Origin of the sequence: Nocardia sp. NBC_01377 (genome assembly GCF_045040005.1) — a bacterium.
GTDB lineage: Bacteria > Actinomycetota > Actinomycetes > Mycobacteriales > Mycobacteriaceae > Nocardia > Nocardia noduli.
The window spans coordinates 237651-260015 of sequence record NZ_CP109567.1 but is presented as its reverse complement, the minus strand read 5'-3'; the positions used below and the strand labels follow the sequence as shown (position 1 = coordinate 260015).

Below are 22365 nucleotides of genomic sequence, written 5' to 3'. Positions count from 1 at the left end.
TCGGCAGTCCACACATCTTGAAGACCACTGAGCACCGCGTCACCAAGGTTCGTGTGGCAGGACCACGCGTCGTCGGCCTCGAACACGCCTCTACTCGGTTTCGGCGTCAGCGCTCTTGGCACCACCAGTACGCCGAAATGTGGCGGCCGCGCCAGCCCGTTGCGTGCCATGATCTGGGCGTGGCCGAAGCAGATCTCAACAGCGACAGAACAATAGGACCGGTACCGCGCGATCAGGACGAACTGCCTGACGCGACGCGCGCCGGGCTGGTGGCCTACGTCGCCGGACTCATCGATCAGGACTGGTTCGCCGAGCGCTTCCCGGAACGGTGCCGCGATGGAAACAGCATCTGCGCCACGCACAAGACGAGCCTGGGCATCGCCTTCCAGGCGATCATCCCCGGCATCTCGATACCTCCGAATCCCGACCGCATGAGTGACCTGGAAGTGTTCGATCTCCTCGAGTACGCCTATCCGCTCATCTCCAAGCCCAAGCAAGGTGACTACCACAGCTTCCGTCGGCATCACGAGTACACGTTTTTCAACCGCAGGTCCGCGCCGGGCGAATTCCGTGACCAGGTGAATCACCTGCTGGCGCGGGGCGGCGCGAACTACGAGATGGACGACGAGGGCCAGATCCAGCGGCGAGGGTCTGCGTCGGTACGACGGCTCGTCCGCGAGCTTCGCCCCGACACCGGTGACGACGTCCTCGATGAACTGATCCTGCGTGCGACCAGGCTCTACACCTCCACCGACCCGCAGGTGCGCCAAGACGCGCTCGAAAAACTGTGGGACGGGTTCGAACGCCTCAAGTCCATCCGCGATCCCAACAAACAGCGCGGAGCCGAAGCGCTGCTCGAAGGGATCGAACCGCCCGACCTGCGCACCGCAATCGAGAAAGAGATGTTCGCACTCAGAGACATCGGGAACCAATTTCGGATCCGCCACTCCGAAGTCGGCCAAGTCCAGGTCCCGGACTCGGCCCGTGACTACCTGCTCACCCGAATGGGCGACCTGCTGATGTACCTACTCGCGGAAAACAACTGGCTCTCAGCTGATCACGACGATTACGACGAGTCCAACGCGTTCGATGAGTAGATCTCCGTGCACTCGACTCCGGCCATGTCTATGATCCAGTGGTCCGGTCCTGCGAATTCAATGGATCGAAGGAGTCGACCGGCGCTAACGCGGTGTCGAGGTGGCCAGGATTTCCACGATCTCGACCCGATCGGCGTCGATACAGAACACCCCGTCCAGATCCGAGGCCGGATCCAGCGCGGTGGCCGGGTCGATGTCCCACCATCCTTCGCCCGGCGCGGCCGGCCAGCCGGGCAGCCCGTACTGGATCAACTCCAGCACCTCACCAGCGGCCACAGTGCGTGCGCCGCACCGAGATTCCTGTAGCACCCGGACCCGCGCCCTGACCCACCACGAGTGCGTCGAGATCTCGACTCGCTCGGCATCCGGGATCGCCGGTGCAGGGACGGGTGTGCTGGTGTGGCACCGGTATTCGTCGAGCAGCAGTTGCGCGGCGGCATATTCCTCCGCGGCGGTGTGTGCTGTCGCCGGTGCGGCGGCCGCGGTCCGAACCGCCACCCGCGCCAGTTGGGCGGGCAGCGTCGCCGCCGACAACGCGGTGACGCTCACCTGGCGCAGTCGGGTGATCCGCGCTGGTACGGCGAGGGTGTCACGAACTTCGCGCCAGATCTTGTGCGCACGCCACACCAGATCCGGCAGACGCGGTCGTGATGACCGCAGGAAAAGGTGATGTCGTAGAAAGCCACGACTGGACTCCTCGATGCAACAGCGGAATGGGACGGGGAATCACCGCTGCCGTGGTCTGTGGAGAAGACGCGCGGGAGCGGCATCGAAAGGCGCTGTGGCTGTTGGGATTCTCAGTCCGAACGAATCGGGCTGCTGTCGCGACCCGCATCCAGTGATCGGGTTGGCGAGGTCAACGATACCCCGTCCTGCCGACACATACCGCGAAGACCCGCCAGGGTGAGCGGGCGCGCCTGATAACCACCCGGACGCCGCTGGCCGAGAACCCGGCACAGGGACTCGACACCGCGCTGTGCGGTTGGCCGACGTCGAAACGGAGCTAACCGACGACCGACTCACCGAACAGACTGAACGCCCACCGCGAGAGGCGCATCCAAACGGGGGAAGGGACCGCGCGGCCGATCGCAGAGCGTGTCGGTAGCCACGGCTACCGTTGGAGGACAACACTTTTCCTGTGTGTCAACGATTCGTCACTCGAACGAGGGGGGCATCTCATGCCGAAATCCAAAGGCCGCAAGCCTGCCAAGAGCCGGGCTCGCACCGAGCCGCGAAAGAAGGCGTCGCGGATCCCCGCCGCGCCCACCCGGTACGCGGCGGGCCGATTGAAAGGGTCTATGGAGCAGATCGCGGAGCTGCTGTTCTCCGGCCAGGCCGCGCCCGACACGGTGGTGGAACTACTGCCACCGATGTTGTGGCTGGGCCACATGCACGGCCAGCCCGCCAACGTGTGCGTCGACGCGTCGATGGTGCTGCACTACGCCTACGCCGAACTCGGCATCACCGCCCACCCTCGCGCGGTCGACCTAATGATCGAGGACCAGCGCACCGGCCAGACCATCGCCTACGGTCGGCCCGACCCCGCATGGGAGGACACCACTTTCGCTGGGCACTGCATACTGTGGCTGCCGGGGTCGCTGCGCATAGTCGATGCCACCGTCGAGCAGTACCCGGAGGTACGCCGACACCGGCTCGGTCCGATCGTCGGACGCGTGGCAGCGACGTCAGGAAACACCGCGCAGCGATCAGCGGTGCAGCACGGCGAACTCGCCCCTAACGCGCACATCGCGGTGCAGCGCAAGGATCTTCAGCTGCTCTACACCACCGTGGACAATGAATTCGACCAGATCGTCACCGGACATCCAGGGGTGATCGCGAACGCCGAACAGCACCGGCTCGCCGGTATAGACCTCGCCTCTCACGCCCTGATGTTCTGGCGGCTGCCCGGCGTCGTCGACCGCGTCCGCGCGGCCCCCTACCCGCGGCTGCACGCGCTTCTCGACGCCGTCGGCACCGCCGATCCCGTTCCCGACGACACCGGGCACCTGCGCTTCCCCGTTCCCGTCGGCGACGGCACCGAACTCGCTCTACGCCTCGACGACATCACCACAACCACCCATCGCGACACCACATCGCCAAGCGCACCCGCCGAACCCCAGGTCTTCGATATCCTCACCGACCGCCGCCGAGCGGCCGAAGTGCTCGACGACGTACGCACTCACGCCCGCCTGATCGCCGTCGCCGACGAGGCGACCGGCGGCGGCGACCTCCCGGTGATCGTGTTCGAGCCCCTCGCGGCGGTCGTCATGACCGCTCCGGGCACCGGCCACAGGGTCGAAGCCCAGGCCGCAGGGATCATCAGCGTCGGATTCGCGCCACTGGGCCCCTCCGCGCCCGTTCGCGTGCCGCTGCTGCCCCTATGGTCGATCCGGCGCACCCTGACCGGCCTGCAACTGTGGGATCAGGCCGCGCAGTGGGCCGTCGCCGAGATCGCCGTACCCGCCGAATGGCTCGCCGCCGCCCACCAACACGGCCAGGTGCAGGTCATCTACGGCGTCAACACCGGCGCGCGGATTCCCGACGCAACAGACCTCGACACCTACACCGACCGCCACCGCACCGACGAACTCACCGCCGCCCGCCGTCACGGCACCGTCGCCATCGCACGCATCCCCTACCGCACCAGCGCACTGTAAAGCCACCGGCCGCCAACAGCAGGCGGGCAAGGCTCGCTGGACCCGCCCACGACCCGGCAGGTTCTTGCTGTGTCACGCTCATACCGTGAGTGATGTGGTGGTCGTCGAGCGTCGCTCCGCGCACGTGCCGCGAGCCTCGCTGGCACGCCTGCTGCACGCGTTGGCGGCAATGCACCAACTCGCCGACAGCGACTTCGCGAACCCGAAATGGCTGAGCGAACCCCCGCCGGGCGCCCGGTCATGTCACCTTGTCGCGATCCACCGTGACGAGATGGTGGGCTTCCTCGCAAGGCGACCACAGGACGGCCACATCGCGCTCATCGGATCACTGCGCCCCGGCACCGGAATCGGCGCTGCCCTGGTCGAGGCCTTCGCGCGCCATGCCACCGCGGCGGGTGCACCACAACTGAGCGCGGTCATCGACACCGAAGCAACACACCGGTGGCAACGACGAAAGTTCCTCGAAAACAGAGGTTTCCGGCTGCTGGATGCAAGCGCGCTGCACTTCGTGCGCCCTCTCTGACACGCGGTCGTGGGGACGCGCAACCTGCCGCCCTCAGGCGAATTCGTGCGGCCCAACCCCCGGCGCCGGATTCGATGACACCCGCGTCGGTCTGTATCAGGCTCCGATACCGGACACATCTGTCCGGGATTGTGGAACCGATCTGATCTTGGCGGCGTTGACCTTGAAGACCAGGGCATTCCCATTGTCGGCCTCTGGCTGGAACAGAAAGTGTATGAAATGGCTCAAGGCACCGTGAAGTGGTTCAACAGCGAGAAGGGCTTCGGCTTCATCGCCCAGGACGGAGGAGGCCCCGACGTCTTCGTGCACTACTCGTCCGTCAGCGGCTCCGGATTCAAGTCCCTCGACGAGGGACAGCGCGTGGAATTCGAGATCGGCCAAGGCAACAAAGGCCCCCAGGCCCAGGACGTCCGCGTCCTCTGAACCATCGCAGATCGACGGCCCCGCTACCGGCGCAACGTTGCGGGGCCGCCATCGCGCCAACCCCACGGCACTCCGAAACGCAGGCCGATGTCAGCGGAAGTCGTTGACACAGAGTAGATTACAGGCCAGCTGCGTACTTCATCCGGACGATCTGCCGTGCGTGATCAGCGATCGGGGTTCGGTCCTCTGGAGAAGGGCGCGCATCGAGGGGGGATTCACAAGGGGGTGAACTCCCGAGCCGTGCTCAGACTCGCTGCGGCGAGGTCGAGGGGGATGCCGTGAATGCCGATGCCATCGATACGCTGCCCGACAGCCCACTCGTCGTGGCCACATTCGCTCGACGCGATGAAGGCGACACCCCCACCGCTACAGGGTCGGTACTGCTCGATTCTCTCGGCGGCCCGCTCGACGCACACCGCCGGATGGCAACCCGAACCGCCACCATCGAGGTGTCCGTCGCACCGGGCCATGCCGTCGCGATACCGGAGACGGCAGACGCCGGACTCGATTCGATGATCGAGATCTGGCACGAGTCCCAACGCCTGATCGCGGCCATCGGTCGGCAGGCGCGTCGGATCCTCGGCGCCCCCGCCCCGGGGGCCACCGAGCATCCCGATGGCCTGGGCGCGGTGTACTCCCGTCTCGCCTACCTGTACTCGATCTCATTCAATCGTTTCGTGCTCGACGGTCCCGAGGGTGCCAACCGTCGCCGATTGGGCCGCGCGTACATCGACCACGACGACCTCGTCCACCACCTGACCCGCGGCACGAAATTCCTGCCCACCGTACTCACGGCTCCGGACAGGTGACGATTTCGATCAGGTCCACCAGCGGCCGCTAGAGACTCGCTCCTGCCTCCCGTGCCGACCCGACGGAACGGCGGTTTCACCACCGGGACAGGATCATTCGCAGATCAGCGGTAGGCGTATCCAGCTCGCACGCCCGCCTATGATCACCGGCTCGATGGCGCTCACGGCGGCTATCGGTCCGGTGATCATCACGATGCCGCGACTACTCGCGGCCGCCGCACGCCAATTCGCGGTCGTGGGCATTGTGCCGTCGTACATGACCGATCCACCAGGGAAATGGATCAGCAGTTCGTCGGTGGCGTAGGTGAGGTGGGCCTGCCACTGCGGAGCCGGGTCGCCGGGGAAGCTGAAATCCGGTGGTGCGATCGGGCGTGCGCCGTGCTCACGAACGGCGAACTCGGTGCTGTCGCCGATGAGTCGGTGACCGTCTCGGCCGACGTAGGAGTGGGTATCGGGCTGCACCATGACGATCACCGGGTGCCCGGCCAGCTGCGCGGACTGCGCACCCAGCCGACCGATCTGAGGACTACCCGCACCGTGCGTGGCCGGCGAGCCCTCGACACGGCGGTTGCTGCGATCAGTCATCGGCGGCCCCGCATCCAGGCGGCACCGAACCAGAAAGGCGTGTTCATACGGGCGAGGCCAGCTCCGCCCCGCACGCCACGGGCAAGGCAGCCTGTTCCGGGCGGGGCATGAACCCCTCGATCGTGTCGGTGGACACTTCGAGACCACACCCGATCCTGATTGCGCGCCGACGAACTTCTCGTCTGACCCCAACGCCGGGCAGAACGCACCGTAACGACGCAGGACCTCGGCTGATCGCTCCTGGCCGGGAAGGCCAGAGTCTGCGAGAACCGCTGGCCAACGCCCCCTGCCGCACCCCTCGATCCACCTGTCGCGAACGAGTCACAGCCAATACGAACAGATTCCGTCCACTGTCTCGGTAGAGACGGTGCCGCCGCATGCGTGGATCACACCCCGGGATCCGAAGTTGTCGGCGCGGCAGGTCAGCAATGCCGGGCTGATACCGAGTTCCGCTGCCAGCAGCAGTGTTTGGCGCAGGATTTCCGTCCCGTACCCCAGCCTGCGGAATCGGGGTGCGACGACATAGCCGATGTGCCCGCCCCACCGGGTCATTTTCTCGGTGAGATGGTGGCGGATGTCGCTGCTGCCCACCAGCACGCCGCCGGTCTCGGCGACGAGGAAGGTGTAGGGCACGGTACCCGGCGCCAAGCCGATGCCGACCCGCGCATCATTCTGCACGGCAAGGTATTCCGGCCAGGAGACACCCGTCTGGTAGTCCTTGGCGAATACCGCGCCCTCGTCCGTGATCGCCGAGCGAAGCGTGAGGAAACCTTCCTCGTCGCCAGGAGCCAACGCACGCACGGTCAGGATGTCGGCTCTTGTCATCCGTCGATGGTCAAGCCACGGTGCGCGCGATGCAACCAGATTATTCGCGCGGGCCCGCGCCAGCCAAGCGGGACGCCGGTCAAACTTCAGCGCGTGACGATGGGGCCTGTACCTCGAGGACCTCGACGTCGCCCCTCGAGCGCCCTCTTGATCGCAAGAGCCCATGTGGGCGGGGTCGGGCGCTGCGCCGTAGGGAACCTGTCGCTGTCGATGGGTCAATCCGTCATGTCGCCGTACCTGCGCGGCTGGCTGTCGAGTTCTGTCTGCACGAGCTCGTCAGCTGCGCGCATCAGCGTCGACACTGCAGGATGATCCGAACCCATCACCGCGGCCACCCCTTCGGTGATCGCCTGAATGTCATCGCGCAGTTGCCGCGATGACGTCGTATCCGAACTCATGGCCTTGACTCCTACCTTCGGGGTGCGCATGTTCTGGCCGCCAGGTCGACCGATCCGGACCTGTCACTGAAAGCGAACGATGCCCCTGGATACTGCCCCAAACCTCCACAGCCGCGCCCCACGACCTGCATAGCACGGTGCTGACACCTCGCAACGTGCGTCCGGAGCCGGAATCGTGCAGCTGTGCAGCGCCACCGACGCAACCTCCCGCGCGGAGGCGGGGTCTTCGATGCGGATGTCGGGTTGTGCTGTGCCGCTACCGGCCGCCGACAGCACCCTGATATCTCGACCAGCTGATGTGGTTGATCCGCTGAATCATCTTGCGGCGCAATGCCGCCGAGTCGACGCACTGGCGACGGCCCGCACCGTTACCGGTTGCGGTGCTGTCGGACCCGGCAAGGTTCAGAAGACGCGAACATCCTGGGCCTGCGGGCCCTTCTGGCCCTGGCCGACCTCGAACTCCACGCGCCGACCCTCGAGAGACTTGAACCCGGAACCGCTGACGGCCGAGTAGTGCACGGAGACGTCGGGGCCGCCGCCGTCTTGTGCGATGAAGCCGAAGGCCTTCTCGCTGTTGAACCGCTTCACAACGCCTCGAGCCATTTCATACTCTCTGTTCGGCCAGCATCTGACACATCTCAATGCTCTGGCTTGTTCTTGGCCACGCCTTCACGATCGGATCGGTTCCCCACGTACGGGTCACGGCTCGAGGCTGTGCGGCCGCGATGCGCGCAGCCGAGGATTCAGGCATCCTGGTGAGTGCACGACCCTGCCCTGTCACGCGGGAGCTCTCCATGTCTACTCATCAAACTGCATCACAGTCGCTGTCGGACAACGAGATCCGCACGATCGCCGAGGAACTCAAGGCCGGTCACAGACCACCGACCGTGTGGTTCACGGCCGAGGCAGTGGGACTCAGCGAAGGCCGATCCGGACGCCTCGTCGCGGTCGTGGACGCCTCGGAACCGGATTACCTCCGTGTCCGGCCGTCGGGTTCGCGAGACACTCTGGCCCTGTCGCCCAATGAGGTGACGCTCGTCAATCCGTCCCGCCACCCTCGCCGGTAGCGCCATCACCGACCACCGATAAGTCGATCCGCCGACAGGCGATCGCCGTCGCGTCAGGCCGACAGCAATGTGGGCCGCGACATTCCGATAACGCCCACTGCGTTGTCGACGGATGGCGAACTCGACCGACGCTTCGGGCATGGGTCGGATGAGGGGAGGTTGAACGAGATTGTGCGGATATCGGGTGCAGCGGCTCAGAAAAGGTGGCGAAACCGACGACGGGAGAAGTGCACACACAAATCTCGCGTTCGGCGAACGCGGCTTCGATCAGTTGCTGGTTCGAGAGGGACCAACGGAGAGCCCGCAAGAGTTCCATTTACCCTGCGACCGGATCATCGACCACAGCATCTGGCCCGAGATAGGCTGCACTGCGGAATGGTTCGGCCGGGTTAACGCTCCACATCCAGAATGCTGAGCTGGAAGCCGACCTTGCACAATTCGACGTATACGCACGGATTCACACGCGGCGCTACCGCCTCAGACCGGCATATGAAAATGCCGGACAGAACGAACCAGACAGATTGTTAGCGTACAGAATCGAGTGCTAATCTGCGCGCATGGCTAAGTCTACTGTGACCGTCACCCGAGATGACTGGACCGGCGATATCGTCGAGCCAACCGACATCGCACCCACGCAGGTCACCACTTTCACATTCAATGGCCGCGAATATTCGTTGGATCTTTCGCTGGCGAGCGCTGAGGAACTGGAGGCAACACTCACGCCCTGGATGAAGAAGGCGTCCAGGGTGACCGTCGTCGGGCGCCGGGCACGACAAGGCGGCAGGGTCGGCCCTAGTCAGTCCGAAGAGGCTAACTCCCAGAGCCCCAACGGTATTCGCGAGTGGGCCCGGAACAATGGATTCCCGATCAGCCCGCGAGGCAGAATCCCGGAATCCGTCATCAAGGCCTACCAGGACCGCGACGACACGCTCCCGGGCTCGGTCGATGATGGAGCCTCCGACCGCGAAGCCGATGTTGAAACGACTTCGGCAGCGGCCGTTTCGGTACCGGCCAGCGAGCCGCAGGACGAGCACAGCGGCGACGCACCCAAGCCGACGGCCGCCGAGCGCGCCGCTATTCGTCAATGGGCACTCGACCAAGGCCGCGACGTGAAGTCCCGCGGACCTCTGTCACCGGAACTCATTCGTGACTACCGCCAAGCGCTCACGAGCTAACCCCATCGGCGACACCGGTACCGACATTCACCTTCTCGAGAATCGGCACACGCCGACGTGACCTCGACTGGACGCGCCTGGGTCCGCGCATGTGCCTCTCGGCACGGAGTCGATTCCGTTGTCTCGCGCGCGGGCGATCATCGGACATATCCCAGCGGTTGAGTGATGAGATTGCTCGGCGTCGGTTCTCGGCGTTGTTCGCATGGGTGTGGACCGTCGCGAGTCATTGAATCTGTTCTTTCGCAGCGTGTTTCATGATCTCGATACGACACTCGACTACGCCTCATTCACGTGAGTCGTCGCGTCAAGGAGCCGTTCTGGGCTATGGCCTTGGGGTCGGGGTGGATTGGTCATGATCGCGGTGACCGTCCTGTTGGTCTTCCATGGGCCGTTCATGCTGGCCACATTTGTCGCTGTCGAGTTCTTCGGCGTCGCCAACTCGTCGACCGCGCCGGTGGTGACCGGTTGGGTACTCGAAGCGCCATAGCTTCTGTTCCTGACGTGGGTTGCGTATCGATTGGTGGTCGCCTATCTCATGGAGAATCAGAGGCGTAGCCGAATCGTCGAACAAGAACGCGCGGTTCAGTGGCGGTAGCCGACCGTTCGGATCTTCGGGCTGGGAAAGCGTCGACATCGCCGATGCGGATCGGTTCGATCCTGACAGCGGCCGACAGGGGGAACATGGTTGCCGATCTGCCGAGCACACCGGCGCGGGTGGTTCTCGTGCGCCACGCGCAGTCGGCTGTTCCCATCGCCGGGGGACCGGACGACTATCAGCGGCCGTTGGTCGAGGAGGGCCTCCGCCAGGCCGAGTTGCTGGTGGATGTATTGAGCCATCCCCGGCCGGTGGCGATCGTGTCGAGCCCGTACCTGCGTGCGATCCAAACGATCCAACCGCTGGCGCTCGCCATCGACGGTCCGGTCCACACGAAACACGATCTGCGTGAATGGGATTCCGGTCTGGCACCGACGCCACACTGGGAACGCCATTACGCGCGGAGTTGGGCGGATCCGGCCTGTGCCCGCGACGGCGGAGAAAGCTTGAACGCACTCACGACCCGGGCAACGGCAGCCGTTTCCGCACTGGCGCGTCGGTACCCCACCGGCACGGTAGTGATCGCAAGTCACGGCACCTTCATCGCCTGCGCGCTGATCGGCTTCGGAGTCGGGGGAGTGGACTGGCAGTTCAGTCGCGCCATGCCGATGCCCGCGGTCTACCGGCTCGAGATCCACGCGGGCACGCTGCTGCGCGCACGGGGCCCCGGCCTGTGACGTCGAGAGCGCAACCGAACGCGTACGCGTCATCGTCCCACGGGCGCTGGTCACCGCTGCACGATCGCGGGTGGTGCCTATCGGCGGCGAGGTCTTCTCGTGTGAGGGGTGTCCCACCTGCGGTGTCATCCGCCATCGACGCCCGGCCGAGTTCGACCATCTCCCGGGCAGACTCACGGCATTCGACATCGCCCGGCCGGGCTATCGCGGGCAGGGGAGCGGTTCGGCTACCCGGCGACGCACGGATGTGGACCTCACGGCGTCGACTGAGCTCGTGACCGTGGGTGGCTCGCGCTGTCGGAGCTGCTCACAGGCCCGCATCAGGTTCAGGAATGTCGTTTCCTACCTCGGGCACGCCACCGAGTGCCTGCTCGAGTGGTTGGTGGACGTGGTGGTGTCCGGTCCGGGGCAGGTCGGTGAGAAGGTCCCAGTCCCGGGTGAGGCCATTGCCGGACATACTCGTGCCGAGGGCGGCGGGATCGAGTAGTGGTTGCGCGTCCAGCCATGCCCGCTGCAAGGACTCCTGCCATACGGAATCCATTCTCGCGGAGAGGCTCTGGAAACCCGCGAGCCATTCGATGCTGCGCTGGAGATCCCATGGACGGTCGCGTTCGGTGGTGATGATCTGGCTGGGAGGAATGTCGGACATCCACGCGCCGTCGGCATCACGGCGGTTTCGGCTCAGCTCTTGCCCGCCCCGGCGGTAGACGGTGATCGAGGAGACCAGCGGATTCTCGAACAGCGCGTCAGCGGTGTGCGGGACGGAGTCGTAGCGACTGTCGTGCAGATCGTCGCCCGGATAGCGGCCGTGCCCGACAGTCTCGAGCGCGAGTTGGCATCGCTCGAGCATTCCGCGGCGGGAGTCCGCGACCGCGACCGCAAGGACCGCGACATCCACCGTGTAGGGCAGTGCTCCGGGTTCGACGTGGCCGACGAATCTGTCGAGCATGTCGGTGATCTGTTCCATATTTCCGAGGGTGTGCTCGATGATCAGGTCGGTCCGGTGCTGTCGGATATGCTCGAACGCCATTCGGAGCCAGCGGTGGACATCATCGGTGACTCGACGGTCACCTTTCACGCCGTGGCGGCGTTTGATCTTCTGATAGCCGGGATAGAAGGGACGCAACGCGTCGACATCGAGAGCGATCGGGCGACGGTCCGTTCCGCCTCGATCAGTGAGAATCCGGGCCAGCGAGGTCTTTCCGGCTCCGGGTTGAGCACCCAACAGAATCATTCGGGGATCGGACTGCGGGTTGAGGTAGGGGCTCAGCAACGCGGGAAGGATCTGCTTGGTGAAGATCTGGCGGGCACGGCCTTCCGGAAGGACCGATCGTGGCGCGGTGGAATCAGCCATGGGGGTCTAGCGGTCGCGTATCGCCGCCAGATCGGCTGCCCGCAAGCGCAACACAGCCTGAACGGCGTCGGTATCGGCGGGATGCAACGCGCCGAGTTGACCTTGCCAGTCACTCAGCGAAGCAACCCATTTCGGCTCGTCAGGTCGGCTGCTCGCGTAGGCGATGAGCTCGAGAAGGACCTCGCGGGCGACTTCGTAGGCCGCCTCCCCGGAAAGGTCCGGCACATCCCTCACGACAACCTCCCAGAGCCGGGTCCGAGTCGATCTCAACCCGTCACCAGGCTACCGCCCGGACCATAGGGCGACCCAGCCGATAGAGCGGCTCCATGACGCGGACCCCGGGTGTCGACGGTCGAGTTGTCGGCGTCACTGCAGGTTTCCCGCACTGAGGGTGACGGAGGTCCTCGACGCGGTGCGACGTCGGCCTTTCGCCAGGAGATCGGAGATAGGAGTCCTGCAGCTGGGGCGACGTCGCCCGGCCGCTGGCGGCTACATGCCCGAGCCTGTGCGAAATTGCGGCACACCTCGTGCGCGGTGAGCAACACGCGCCGTGCCCCCCGCACGAACCGGACCGAGAATGGTGTCCTCGGGCCCAGCATCCCCTAGCCATCGGTGAACGGTAGGTCTGCACGAAGTCTGTGCGTGGATCCCGCGGACGGGACGTTCACCTGCGAAATGACGCGGCCATGGTTTCGGTGCACGATCGGCGTCGGCTCGGGTGTGCCTGCTCGAGCCGTCATGCCGCCGGGCGGTCGGTTACGGGCAACCTGATGCGGGCCATGGAGCACCGCGAAGCTTCCAGCGCGAGCTAGTCGAATACGCCGCATCGAGCTCGTATTTCACCGTGAATCCAACGCAAGAGTGGCGTCGGCGTCGGTGCGATGCCGGGCAAGCGGTCCGGGTTGAGAGCCGCAGTCGCGGCCGCGTGCTCCCTGTGCGCCGAGCAGGACCGGGCAGGGGCCGCTCGCCGGACGATCCTCCGGATCGCTGCAAGCAAACGAGCACATAGACAACGTTCGAGTCAGCCTCGCCGTGACGACAGGGCTTTGTCGGCTGTGTGCGAGCGATCTCGATACTCCGGGCACATGTCGAATGCCAGCAATGACCGAGGGCGGCGCTGGGCGGGTTGCCCTACAGATGTTGAAGTTCTGGACATCTCAACAAAGTGTGCACAGGCACCGAGACCTCGACCTCGGTACAGATCCGCAACTCGTCGCGCGCCCCGCCGAGATGGACGTAGGCGGTGCTCTGCCCAAGAAACCCGCCATGGCCCTCGATGGCCTCAACGCCCAACGCGGTGCACCAGTGCTGGGTGAGTCTTTCCACAGCCTCGAGGGTTCGCATCGAGTCCGGCTCGCCGGTCGATGGCGCCGGACCCAGCACAAGCAGACCGTCGTTGCATGCGAGCATTCTGTGCGCGATCTCGGCGATCATCCACGCCCCCAGACCATGCCCGCGCAGGGGATCGGTCAGCAGCGCCGAGATCACCAGTACGACGGCGCTCACCGGCATGCCATCGAATTGATCCTGCACCGCGTCACATACCCAGGCACCATCGAAAATCGGCGCGAGTACCGAGGTCTCGTGCGAGAAGCCATCCAGCAATTCCGCCGTGAAAGGATCCGCACCAGTGCGTACGGTAACGAAGTCGCAAATGCCGACACAGACCTCAAGACCGTCGAGTTCCGCGACCGACATCATCAACTGTGCCTGCCAATCCAGGCACGCATCACCGTCGAGGCTATTCACGCTCGTGTACCGCACTTGCGGCGCGCACAGAGTCGCCGAATTGCCTCCGTGCGAAGTGACGAGTTCGGCCAGTTCACCCATCGAGATCGACATCGCAGACAGTATGCACGACCCGCACCCGTCCCCGGCTTCGCGTCAACGCCCACAGCGCGAGGATGGTCGCCGCGCTGGCAGGACTGCGGGGACTGCGGGGACTGAATTCTCACCGATCACGCTCGAGAGATAATCGCTGATCAGCGATCCCTCAGAGCAGGAGAACGACCACAGTGGACAACGACGCCGACCTATCCCAGGCCCACATCTACGTCGAGGTGCGCGAGACCCCGATCGCGGGAGGCCGCTGGTACGTCCTTCCCGACGACAGCGTGCTCTACGAACGGCCTGCCACCGGCGTACTAGAACCGTCCACGATCAGCGCTGAGCTGATCAGGTCCTCATCGAGTTGGACGCAGCTGCCATCACAGAGTTGACCTACCTCACGGGCGGGCAACTCGACCGTCGTCCGTAGGCTGCACGGGTTCCTCCCAGGGACTGCACCGAAGTGTTCCGTGATCGGGCTTCAGGCCGTGAGCGCAGTGGCCCGATTCGGCGGGACACAACCAATCCGCTCTCGGGCCATCTGGCGGTCCGAGAGTCATGCTCGCACTACGTGGGCCGTTCCTACACCAGCCGACTGCTCAACCGCGCCAACTCGTCCGCGCCGTCGTTGCAGCACAGCCCACACACCAGCCGCCGGACCGGGCCGACGTGGAGGCACTCCTCGGCGGGGTCATGGATGTGGTAGCCCGCACGGCGATTCGGACCATTCGGTCGCAGATCGAAACCGCATTCGGCACAGGTCCACCCCAGGACGGCGGTCTGCTCGTAGGAGGCCGACCACCAACCGCGTGGCGGCTCCCACCGCACCACCACCATACCCTCGGCCCGGGGATCCAGGTATGCGAAACTCCTCGATGACATTCGGTTCTGTCCTCAGCTCGGCGCAGATGAATCCGTGAAAACCGTAGACCGTTCTGTCTGCTGCGGGAAGCAGCGCTCTTGCGGCACTCGGCGCTCCCGACCGCCGACATGGTCGAACTCATTCGATCCAGGCACGACCGAATGGAACATAGGCACACCGGATCTCGGGATGCTCCAACAGCTTCCGCGAGTCGCTGCCCCCGCGCGGTCCGACGGTCAGCGAACGCCGCCCAGCACGATCTGAGCGGCAGGGGAAGACATCGCTCCTGCGGCGCCCGGAGCGTGAAGCTCGGCCTGCTTGCTCAGCAGTCTGCTTGGAACGGGAAACAGCCCGCAGGGAACCTCGGCGCGGGGGTAGGGGCTGGTTCAGCGGCGGCCACGGGTGGAGGTGCCAGCTCCGCCGGGATCTCCGCTGGTTCGGACGTTTCCGAATTCGTGCTGTGGCGGGTGTCGGGATGATCGGGTTGCACGGCCAGCCATACCCCGCCGACGACTGCGGCGATCAAGAGCACGGCAGCGATCAATGGAGCGGCGACAGGCGTGCGCACCGATACTGGTACCTGTCGAGTCCGGCGGTGGGCGGGAGAGGGGGCGGGCGGGCCCGTCGTGGCGGAGGTCTGCTGTGAATCGCCGAAGCGGGCGGCAGCGGGGATGACTGTGCGCGGGGCCTGCGGTCCAGGCGACACGGGGTCGCGCTGGGGTGCGGTATGCCGCGGAGGTTCGAGCGGAGGCTGCTCAACCACGACCGGGGCAGCGGGTCGCGGAATCTTCTTGACGGCTTCGAGTTGGCCGGCGGTGACGATCAGCTGATCGGTCTGGGTTCGTTCGTTGCGAGACAGCCGGGTCCGGGGCTGGGTCGGGTACCAGCTGACGCGGGACCCGCGGCCGCCGTGGAACTCACCGGCGCATCGGCACACACACTCCCACACGGGGATCTTCGCGTCCTCGCATTGCGAGGTGCAGAGGCTGGTGGGGACGAACTCCACCCGCATTTCGGCGGTGCCGTAGGCGTAGGCGAGTTCACCGGTGAGGGTGAGTAGGTGTCTGGGGCTGAGTTGCCAGGCAGCGAGGCCGTGGCGTCGTACTGGTCGTAGTCGGACTCGGGTGCCCAGCACTTGCCGAAGCCAGTTCTTGGCCTGCTCCTGGTCCTCGGGCAGATACGCATACAGCGTGGGACGGTTGTTCTTGCTCTTGGGCGCGATCGCTCGTTCCACCCAGGCATGGGCCGACATCGGTTTTCCCCCTTCGGGTTTGGTTGGATGTCGGGTCAGTGTGGGGGTGGGTACCGACAGTTTCGGCGGTGATCATGACGGTAGCCGTGACACTGTCACGGCTACCGTCATGATCAGAAAACTATTTTTCGTGGACACGTCGGCGATGCGCGCGTTGGCGGCATCGCGGTGAGCAGTGGCGGGCGTCAGCGCGGAGGTTCGCACCGCCGGGATCGATCAGTTGACCGCAGCCGGGACAGCGGATTTCGACGACGTGCACCTGCTCGCCCACCACGGTCGCCCGCTTTCGTTCGCGATAGGCCCGCGCAACGCACGCGGGCGTGCAATAGATCTTCCGCGGATGAGCGTCGCGGGGAAGTAATTCTCGACAACGAAGACATCGGCGAGCGGCAGGGCGTGGGCCCACGCCTTCGATTGTTCGCCAATTTCTCCGTCACCGTGAGAGAACGCGCTGCTTCGCGCCGCGATTCCACTGATCATGCGGTGTCGGTTGCGCTGAATCCTCGGGTGATCGTGGGGATCAGGTCCGCGTATTCCGGTGTCAGGTCCGCGATGCGGTCGACCGGTGGCCGGTCGCCGATGTAGCGTCCATACACCGTCAGCCCAGGGGTGGTTTCAGGCAGCGGTTCTGTTGCGCCGCTGGACAGTACCCGCCGTGCGGGGGAGGTGGAGGATCGGTCCCGGATGGACACCACGTGCACCTGGGTGCCGTGGGTGATCGCCACCACGATCAACTCGCCGATCTCGATATGGTCGGGTCGGTGTGGTCGGCGGTGTGGGTCGCCGAGCACTCCGGAGGGGACCTGGCCGGTCTCGTGTAGGCGACGGATCCGTGCGCCGGTCGACTCCTCGATTCCGTCGGTGCCGAACCAGAGAACGCGATCCGGCCACCACCGCCGAGGTTCGCGGTCCCACAGCCACAGCTGGGACCCGGCCGTGACCAGGCGTGTGTCCATGCTCGGCGTGGCATCGATGTAGGCGCGCAGGTCGGTCACCTCAAGACAGGAAGTTAAGGACGTGGGGCCGTGGACATTCCACAACTGCTGTAACCCCTCGACGGACTCGCGAGCGTGTGCAGCATCCCCGAACAGTTCGATTCCACGATGGGCGCGTTTGCCGTTGACCTGATATCGCGAATGTCCGTTCCACGCGTCGGTCATCCAGTTGCCCCAGACTCGGGGCCCTGGCCGCGCGTGCAAGGCGCACAGTGGGCAGTCGTCGGGGTGGCGACGGGCCGTTTGAGGGACACCGTCGATGGCATCGAGCCGTGTCGGATCCCACACGGCTTTCATCATGAGGTGGGCCAGGTTTGCGTGAGCGCGACCGTCGCGGCTGTCGATCGCGTGTGCGCGGGTTGCACCGGTCTCGGGATCGGTGAGTTCGATGACGGTCACCGCGATGCGCAGTGGGCATGTGTCGGGCGAGAAGTGTTGGCTCATGGCTGATCTCCGGTGGGATCGGATGCGTCAGGGACGGCCGAATACACGGCCGGGAGCCGGTTTGGTTGGAATTCTCAGCCCGCCGAGGTTGGGCTGCTGTCGAGCAAAACTAGGCGCTCGAGAGACACAGACTATCACCGCGATATGCCGCCGCGAGCGGCCTGGTGCGGCATTGGCCCGCGCGGCGATCGACGCTGACCTCGCGGTACAGTCGCCGGGCAACGTCCGGCTGCTCGGTCTCTGCAAATCGGTCGGGTCGAGTCTGCCACCGCCGGGTATCGCGGCGACCGAGATCATCGACAGGAAGGTGGTTTCATGGCGCGCAAGGTCGTTGTGACGCTCATCGACGACTACGACGGTACGTCCCCCGCCACAGAGACGGTGTCCTTCGCCCTGGACGGGGTCGCCTACGATATCGACCTGTCCGGCAGTAACGCCGACTCCTTGCGTGCACTGATGGAACCCTGGGCGTCTGCGGGCCGTAGGACCGGTCGCTCGGGCCGGTCCCGGAAACTCGCCACCCCGTCAACGTCGCAGCGTGGCAACTACGCTGACGTTCGTTCGTGGGCAAGAGAGAACGGGCATCAGGTATCCGCGCGCGGACGGATCTCCGCCGACGTAGTCGCCGCTTACGAACGCGCGCTCGCCTGATCCGACCCCTTTTGCCTCGTTCCGTTGATTGGTCCGCGGCTCGACTGCGCGAGCGCCTGTCGGCGGGACCATTCGCCACCTTGTTCCGTGGGGGACTGGGGAGGGCCGATCGGGGCTACTACGCTTAGGTCAGGGCGGAATCGACACCTCGCTGGCTTCGATGTCGGTGCGGATTCCGCGGAATGAAGCGTGTCTCAGCACGCCTATGTACTCCCGGTATCGAATGTCGGCGACGATGATCGGCTCAACCCAAGAAGCGTTCTTCTCAATATCTTTCGGAGCAACCTCCGCTAGAGGGCTTGTGGTGCAGGCGATCTGGTCGAGCGCGGCCTGAATCACCGTTCGGGAGTATCTGGAGAAACCAGTGCCGACCAGCCCGATGTAGACCAACCCGCGGTCGGGATGATGCGCCGCCAGCACCAGCGAGCCGAATGTGTCTCGCGGAGAGCGTCCCGGGACGGTGGCCACGATGACGCCTTCGCCGACCCGACGGATCGGGTGTTTGACCCAGGCAGCGTGACGACCCGGCCGATAACTCGAGCTGGTCCGTTTAGAAACTATGCCTTCGACATGGGCGGCGCGGGCAACCTCGAGCATCTGTGTCGGATCGGCGAGGAAATACGGTGGGGTCCGGACGATCCGGCTTTCCAGGCCCAGCGATTCGAGTACCTCCCTGCGCTGCAGGTAGGACAGCATCATGACGCTGTGATCATCGACCCATGTGGCGTCGAACAGGAAGAGCTGCACCGGAACAGCGGCCAGGCGCTGCGGTGTCGCTCTCGCACCGAGCCGATGTTGGAGTCTGCTGAAGTTCGGAACCCCGGTAGCAGGGGAGGGCGCCACAATCTCCCCATCGAGCATGCAGCGGCGACCGGTCAGGCGGAGCAGCCCCTGGCAGATGTCCGGAAAGTACTCGCTCAGCGGACGACCGTTGCGGCTGATTATCGTGCAGCTATCTGCTTCGAGTCGCACTGCGGCGCGTATGCCGTCCCACTTGAATTCCCGCGCCCACATGTCCCCTTCCGGTGGATCCCCCGGAATGGCGAGCATCGGTGCCGGTATGTTCAGCACTCACCCAGCATAGTTTAGCTAACTATTCGCAACCACTCCGGTATGTAGCGAATGACGGCCTGCGGCGACCTCAGCGCGTTGCCATGACGACCGAGCGGCGCTGTCTGGCAGCGGCCCCCCTGAGCAATCGAGACCCTAGGCGGCCGAATGGACTGCACAGAATTCAGAGGGCGACCATGCACTAGTAATCTCGACTTCCTTCGTCCCGCAGCATCGGCCGTCGTCAGTCGACTTGCGTTGGCATGGTCCACATCTCGGAGGTGGGTCCGCTGCTTCGCCTCCGGTATAGTCCGCGAGGACAGGAATGTGGCGGGGTGGGGTATGCGAACGGCTGTTGTGGCGATGCTGGCGGTGGGTGCGATGGCGGTGGCGGGGTGCGGGAAGACGATCAGTGGCACAGCCAGACCGATCTCCGCCTCGGTCGGGGGACGCCCCATCGCTCTCGTCGTCCCTTCGGGCTTCGACGCCTGCGCGATTCCGCAAGACGTACTGACCTCGGTCTATCCCGGACTGCACAAGGGCACAGGCAAGACTGCGATCGACGACTCCGTGCGCGGCCACGTCAGGTGGATGGGCTGCGTTTACCAGGTCTCCGACGGCTTCCTCGCTGGCATCAGCGTCACCAACTTGACAGTCGACCATGTTCGCGACCGGCACTTTTCAGGAGAGCCCGAGTATTTCGTCAGCGATCGCACGGTGTTGCCTACCTATCAGGCTGCCGACCCGACCGGCGTGGAGAGCTGCGTGCTGTATGCGCAGATGCGCGATGGCAGCCTCGAGTTCAGCATCAGAAACCACCCAGGTTCCAACAGGTTTACCGGACACATGACCGCCTGTGCGGTCGGACGGATGGTCGTAGACAAGGTTGTTCCCACGATCCCGGCAGGAGTGTGACCACGCCGACGAACCGGTCGAATCCGAACTATCGAGCTATCGGCGATATATCGCGATAGGTTGACATAATCGCAGTTATCGGCGCAGATAGCTTGTCGCACAGCATCTTTCGCTACATCCTGCTATCGGAAATTGCCCGCTCCAATAGATGAGGGTGGGAGGGGGCCGCGAAGGTGTGAGAATCTCCGGGTGTCGAGTCAATTCCAACAGAGCCTGGCTTTGATGCATATTTTTTCCGCATATTTATACGCCCCGGCTGCGTCACTGTGACGAATGTGGTGTATGTCGCGAATCCAGCAGGGTTGTCCAGGCTTCGCAACTCTAACGAGTGCACTCGGATCGTGGGGCAGCGTCAAAACTTGGCCGGACGGTTCTGTCTGACCTGTCCGGTCTATTGGTTGTCGGCGCAGAGGTCGACAGCTTCGAGGAGGTTGCCAGCGATCTTGCAGGCTTCGGCGATCCCGAGTGGCGTGTGGGATCCCGAGAGCATCAACTCCGGGTAGACCCGGCGGGAGCGGTCGCTGTCGAGGGCGACGACTCGGACCGAGACGTCGGTGTCGGTCGAGGTCGGGCCCCAAACCTCGACGGTCATGGGGGCGCTGGCGTGGAAGGCGTTGCCGTCGGTATCGGGTTCGTCCTCGGGGGTGTTGTCGTGGTCTTCGGTGCACCAGATCGGGCATCCGACACCTGCGGGATTGGTCGAGTCGCACAGTTCGGTGGCGTGGAGCAGGTTCACCACTGTCGCTTTGGCCTGCCACTCGGTCATCTGCGCGACTCCGCGTCCGGGGTTGTCGAGATAGATCATGGTCTCGCGCTGCCCGCGGTAGTCGTGCGCAGCGATCTGGACTACGAAGCTCTGGTCATCGGACAAGGTGGGGGGCTTGGGCACCACGATCGTCAGCTGCTGGCCGAAATGCGCGCCCTCGTCGCCGGGTTCGCTCGGATCGGGGTCGACGTGCTCGCTACACCACGCCGGACACGCCATCACCTCAGCCATCACGATCACCCTCCCTTTTCGCACCGGACGGGCACTGCGATGCCTGTCCCCTCAGTCGAGCCTAGCGCCGACCAAACGCAAACATGCTGACCCGCACGACGTCTACCGTCCACGCAGACCGCGTCAGGGTCGTCGGGCGACGATTCAGTGGCCCGACCCAACAAATGACAGGCCGACACAGCGCTGAACGGGGATCAGGCTCCCGTCGTCTTAAAACGTGTCCCATGTCGCTGATTTCGCTTTGGCGAGTGCGGTGCCGATAGTCAACCTACGAATAAGCTGCACACCCGAGCGGATCAGACCTTGAGAACCGATCATTGAGTGGCGAGCAGGGCGGTCAGGCCGAGCGTTGCACCGGATGCAAACTGGACAGCGCCAATGTCAGGACTCGACGAACCTCGGCGCGACTGACCGGGGCGTCATCGCTCTGGTCCTGGGTCGCCGCCGCCATCCCGATCGTGAGCCACTCACGGAACACAACGGCAAACGGCACTCCACGGTCCTTGGCCTCTGCCTCGATACTCTCATTGACTTCGAACGGAATACGGACAGTTTTGGACACAGTCACCGGAGTATCCGGACCGGGGAGGTCCGGCTCGGGGGCAGAGTCGTCGAAGCGCAAAGCGCCGAGGAACTGCTCGGCCTGGTCAGCATTGCTCGGGTATCTGTTCTGCTCACTCATGGTGTGCCTCCCATTTCTCGAACTCGGCAAGGAGTTCACCGGTCACCGTTAACACGCCGATGACCTGCTGATCCCATTGCGCGATTGGTCGGGCGACCACCGCGAGCGGGACTCCGGCAGCGGTACGACCGATGATCATCAGAGCGGGTAGATCACCGGGACCGCGCACAGGACGCGGCCATCGGCGTCCCGGCCCGTTGAGTACCTGCATGATCTCGTACGGCTCGATACCGAGCCGCCGCTTCCAGCGCCCACTCGGGTATGTCGTATACCACCAAACCATCCTACCAATGTCTTACGATCGTAAGCGACCGAGCCGGCCAAGTCAGCAACATTTCACAGTCACGCCGGCTGGTGACGTGTCGGACTGTGGTTCGCCTCCTCGACTGTCGGGTTTTCCAGATTTTTCCGGTGCTGTCATGTTTTATCGGATTTTCAGGCCCTCTCCCCTGGTTGCATTGTGCCGCAAGGGTTTTGCCCGAACACAATTAGATATGACATATCG

26 protein-coding genes are annotated in these 22365 nt (G+C 64.7%); 11 read left to right on the top strand and 15 right to left on the bottom strand.

The features are described 5' to 3' along the window. Positions 1-179 precede the first annotated feature (179 nt). A complete protein-coding gene (locus OG225_RS41585) occupies positions 180-1097 on the top strand; it encodes a hypothetical protein (RefSeq protein ID WP_331758779.1) in 918 nt (305 codons plus the stop codon). A gap of 84 nt (positions 1098-1181) precedes the next feature. On the opposite strand, the gene OG225_RS41580 is transcribed toward OG225_RS41585, so the two are convergent. Then, the gene (locus tag OG225_RS41580; RefSeq protein WP_331758777.1) at positions 1182-1724 is read right to left on the bottom strand and encodes a hypothetical protein; all 543 of its coding nucleotides are present in this window, start codon (positions 1722-1724) and stop codon (positions 1182-1184) included. 551 nt (positions 1725-2275) lie between these two features. Between OG225_RS41580 and OG225_RS41575 the strand changes: the two genes are divergently transcribed. The 4 genes from OG225_RS41575 to OG225_RS41560 all read left to right on the top strand — a co-directional run bounded on the left by OG225_RS41575 (position 2276) and on the right by OG225_RS41560 (position 5509). Continuing rightward, positions 2276-3754: a hypothetical protein gene (locus tag OG225_RS41575; RefSeq protein ID WP_331758775.1), complete on the top strand. Its 1479-nt coding sequence runs from the start codon at positions 2276-2278 to the stop codon at positions 3752-3754. Positions 3755-3839: 85 nt separating this feature from the next. Next, on the top strand, positions 3840-4277 hold the full coding sequence (locus OG225_RS41570) for a GNAT family N-acetyltransferase (protein WP_331758773.1): 438 nt from the start codon (positions 3840-3842) through the stop codon (positions 4275-4277). A 219-nt stretch (positions 4278-4496) separates the two neighbouring features. Continuing rightward, complete coding sequence (locus OG225_RS41565) at positions 4497-4700, top strand: cold-shock protein (RefSeq protein ID WP_331758815.1); 204 nt, start codon at positions 4497-4499, stop codon at positions 4698-4700. Between the two features lie 278 nt (positions 4701-4978). After that, positions 4979-5509: a hypothetical protein gene (locus OG225_RS41560; protein WP_331758771.1), complete on the top strand. Its 531-nt coding sequence runs from the start codon at positions 4979-4981 to the stop codon at positions 5507-5509. A 93-nt stretch (positions 5510-5602) separates the two neighbouring features. Here OG225_RS41560 and OG225_RS41555 read toward each other — a convergent pair whose 3' ends face one another. From OG225_RS41555 to OG225_RS41540, 4 genes are all read right to left on the bottom strand, one after another. Next, complete coding sequence (locus OG225_RS41555; RefSeq protein ID WP_331758769.1) at positions 5603-6094, bottom strand: hypothetical protein; 492 nt, start codon at positions 6092-6094, stop codon at positions 5603-5605. A 321-nt stretch (positions 6095-6415) separates the two neighbouring features. Beyond that, the gene (locus tag OG225_RS41550) at positions 6416-6919 is read right to left on the bottom strand and encodes a GNAT family N-acetyltransferase (protein WP_331758767.1); all 504 of its coding nucleotides are present in this window, start codon (positions 6917-6919) and stop codon (positions 6416-6418) included. 215 nt (positions 6920-7134) lie between these two features. Next, a complete protein-coding gene (locus OG225_RS41545) occupies positions 7135-7317 on the bottom strand; it encodes a hypothetical protein (RefSeq protein WP_405183672.1) in 183 nt (60 codons plus the stop codon). Between the two features lie 402 nt (positions 7318-7719). Further along, positions 7720-7920, bottom strand: coding sequence for a cold shock domain-containing protein (locus OG225_RS41540; protein ID WP_331758763.1), 201 nt, complete (start codon positions 7918-7920; stop codon positions 7720-7722). A 1021-nt stretch (positions 7921-8941) separates the two neighbouring features. On the opposite strand from OG225_RS41540, the gene OG225_RS41535 reads away from it, so the two are divergent. The 3 genes from OG225_RS41535 to OG225_RS41525 all read left to right on the top strand — a co-directional run bounded on the left by OG225_RS41535 (position 8942) and on the right by OG225_RS41525 (position 10831). Continuing rightward, complete coding sequence (locus OG225_RS41535) at positions 8942-9559, top strand: Lsr2 family protein (protein WP_331758759.1); 618 nt, start codon at positions 8942-8944, stop codon at positions 9557-9559. Between the two features lie 352 nt (positions 9560-9911). Beyond that, positions 9912-10046 carry a hypothetical protein gene (locus tag OG225_RS41530; protein WP_331758756.1) on the top strand — a complete coding sequence of 45 codons (135 nt, stop codon included), beginning with the start codon at positions 9912-9914 and terminating at the stop codon, positions 10044-10046. 194 nt (positions 10047-10240) lie between these two features. Further along, positions 10241-10831 carry a histidine phosphatase family protein gene (locus OG225_RS41525; RefSeq protein ID WP_405183671.1) on the top strand — a complete coding sequence of 197 codons (591 nt, stop codon included), beginning with the start codon at positions 10241-10243 and terminating at the stop codon, positions 10829-10831. 307 nt (positions 10832-11138) lie between these two features. On the opposite strand, the gene OG225_RS41520 is transcribed toward OG225_RS41525, so the two are convergent. The 3 genes from OG225_RS41520 to OG225_RS41510 form a co-directional block, all read right to left on the bottom strand. Further along, positions 11139-12185, bottom strand: coding sequence for a zeta toxin family protein (locus tag OG225_RS41520; protein WP_331758750.1), 1047 nt, complete (start codon positions 12183-12185; stop codon positions 11139-11141). A gap of 6 nt (positions 12186-12191) precedes the next feature. Next, complete coding sequence (locus OG225_RS41515; protein WP_331758747.1) at positions 12192-12419, bottom strand: hypothetical protein; 228 nt, start codon at positions 12417-12419, stop codon at positions 12192-12194. Positions 12420-13316: 897 nt separating this feature from the next. Then, complete coding sequence (locus OG225_RS41510) at positions 13317-14027, bottom strand: hypothetical protein (RefSeq protein ID WP_331758744.1); 711 nt, start codon at positions 14025-14027, stop codon at positions 13317-13319. Between the two features lie 173 nt (positions 14028-14200). Here OG225_RS41510 and OG225_RS41505 point away from each other — a divergent pair, with 173 nt between their 5' ends. Next, a complete protein-coding gene (locus OG225_RS41505; protein WP_331758741.1) occupies positions 14201-14404 on the top strand; it encodes a hypothetical protein in 204 nt (67 codons plus the stop codon). Positions 14405-14594: 190 nt separating this feature from the next. On the opposite strand, the gene OG225_RS41500 is transcribed toward OG225_RS41505, so the two are convergent. From OG225_RS41500 to OG225_RS41490, 3 genes are all read right to left on the bottom strand, one after another. Beyond that, a complete protein-coding gene (locus tag OG225_RS41500) occupies positions 14595-14894 on the bottom strand; it encodes a hypothetical protein (RefSeq protein ID WP_331758738.1) in 300 nt (99 codons plus the stop codon). 302 nt (positions 14895-15196) lie between these two features. Next, positions 15197-16126 carry a hypothetical protein gene (locus tag OG225_RS41495; protein WP_331758735.1) on the bottom strand — a complete coding sequence of 310 codons (930 nt, stop codon included), beginning with the start codon at positions 16124-16126 and terminating at the stop codon, positions 15197-15199. A 476-nt stretch (positions 16127-16602) separates the two neighbouring features. Continuing rightward, positions 16603-17565 carry a hypothetical protein gene (locus OG225_RS41490; RefSeq protein ID WP_331758729.1) on the bottom strand — a complete coding sequence of 321 codons (963 nt, stop codon included), beginning with the start codon at positions 17563-17565 and terminating at the stop codon, positions 16603-16605. A 315-nt stretch (positions 17566-17880) separates the two neighbouring features. Here OG225_RS41490 and OG225_RS41485 point away from each other — a divergent pair, with 315 nt between their 5' ends. Further along, positions 17881-18216, top strand: a complete 336-nt coding sequence (locus OG225_RS41485; protein ID WP_331758726.1) for an Lsr2 family protein — start codon at positions 17881-17883, stop codon at positions 18214-18216. Positions 18217-18345: 129 nt separating this feature from the next. On the opposite strand, the gene OG225_RS41480 is transcribed toward OG225_RS41485, so the two are convergent. After that, positions 18346-19287 carry an ATP-dependent DNA ligase gene (locus OG225_RS41480; protein ID WP_405183670.1) on the bottom strand — a complete coding sequence of 314 codons (942 nt, stop codon included), beginning with the start codon at positions 19285-19287 and terminating at the stop codon, positions 18346-18348. Between the two features lie 321 nt (positions 19288-19608). Here OG225_RS41480 and OG225_RS41475 point away from each other — a divergent pair, with 321 nt between their 5' ends. Continuing rightward, complete coding sequence (locus OG225_RS41475; RefSeq protein WP_331758719.1) at positions 19609-20181, top strand: DUF3558 family protein; 573 nt, start codon at positions 19609-19611, stop codon at positions 20179-20181. A gap of 391 nt (positions 20182-20572) precedes the next feature. Here OG225_RS41475 and OG225_RS41470 read toward each other — a convergent pair whose 3' ends face one another. From OG225_RS41470 to OG225_RS41460, 3 genes are all read right to left on the bottom strand, one after another. Further along, positions 20573-21178, bottom strand: a complete 606-nt coding sequence (locus OG225_RS41470; protein ID WP_331758716.1) for a DUF6907 domain-containing protein — start codon at positions 21176-21178, stop codon at positions 20573-20575. Between the two features lie 337 nt (positions 21179-21515). Next, positions 21516-21860, bottom strand: coding sequence for a hypothetical protein (locus tag OG225_RS41465; RefSeq protein ID WP_331758714.1), 345 nt, complete (start codon positions 21858-21860; stop codon positions 21516-21518). Then, the gene (locus tag OG225_RS41460; RefSeq protein ID WP_405183669.1) at positions 21853-22143 is read right to left on the bottom strand and encodes a hypothetical protein; all 291 of its coding nucleotides are present in this window, start codon (positions 22141-22143) and stop codon (positions 21853-21855) included. Before OG225_RS41460 ends, OG225_RS41465 begins: the two co-directional genes overlap by 8 nt. Positions 22144-22365 lie beyond the last annotated feature (222 nt).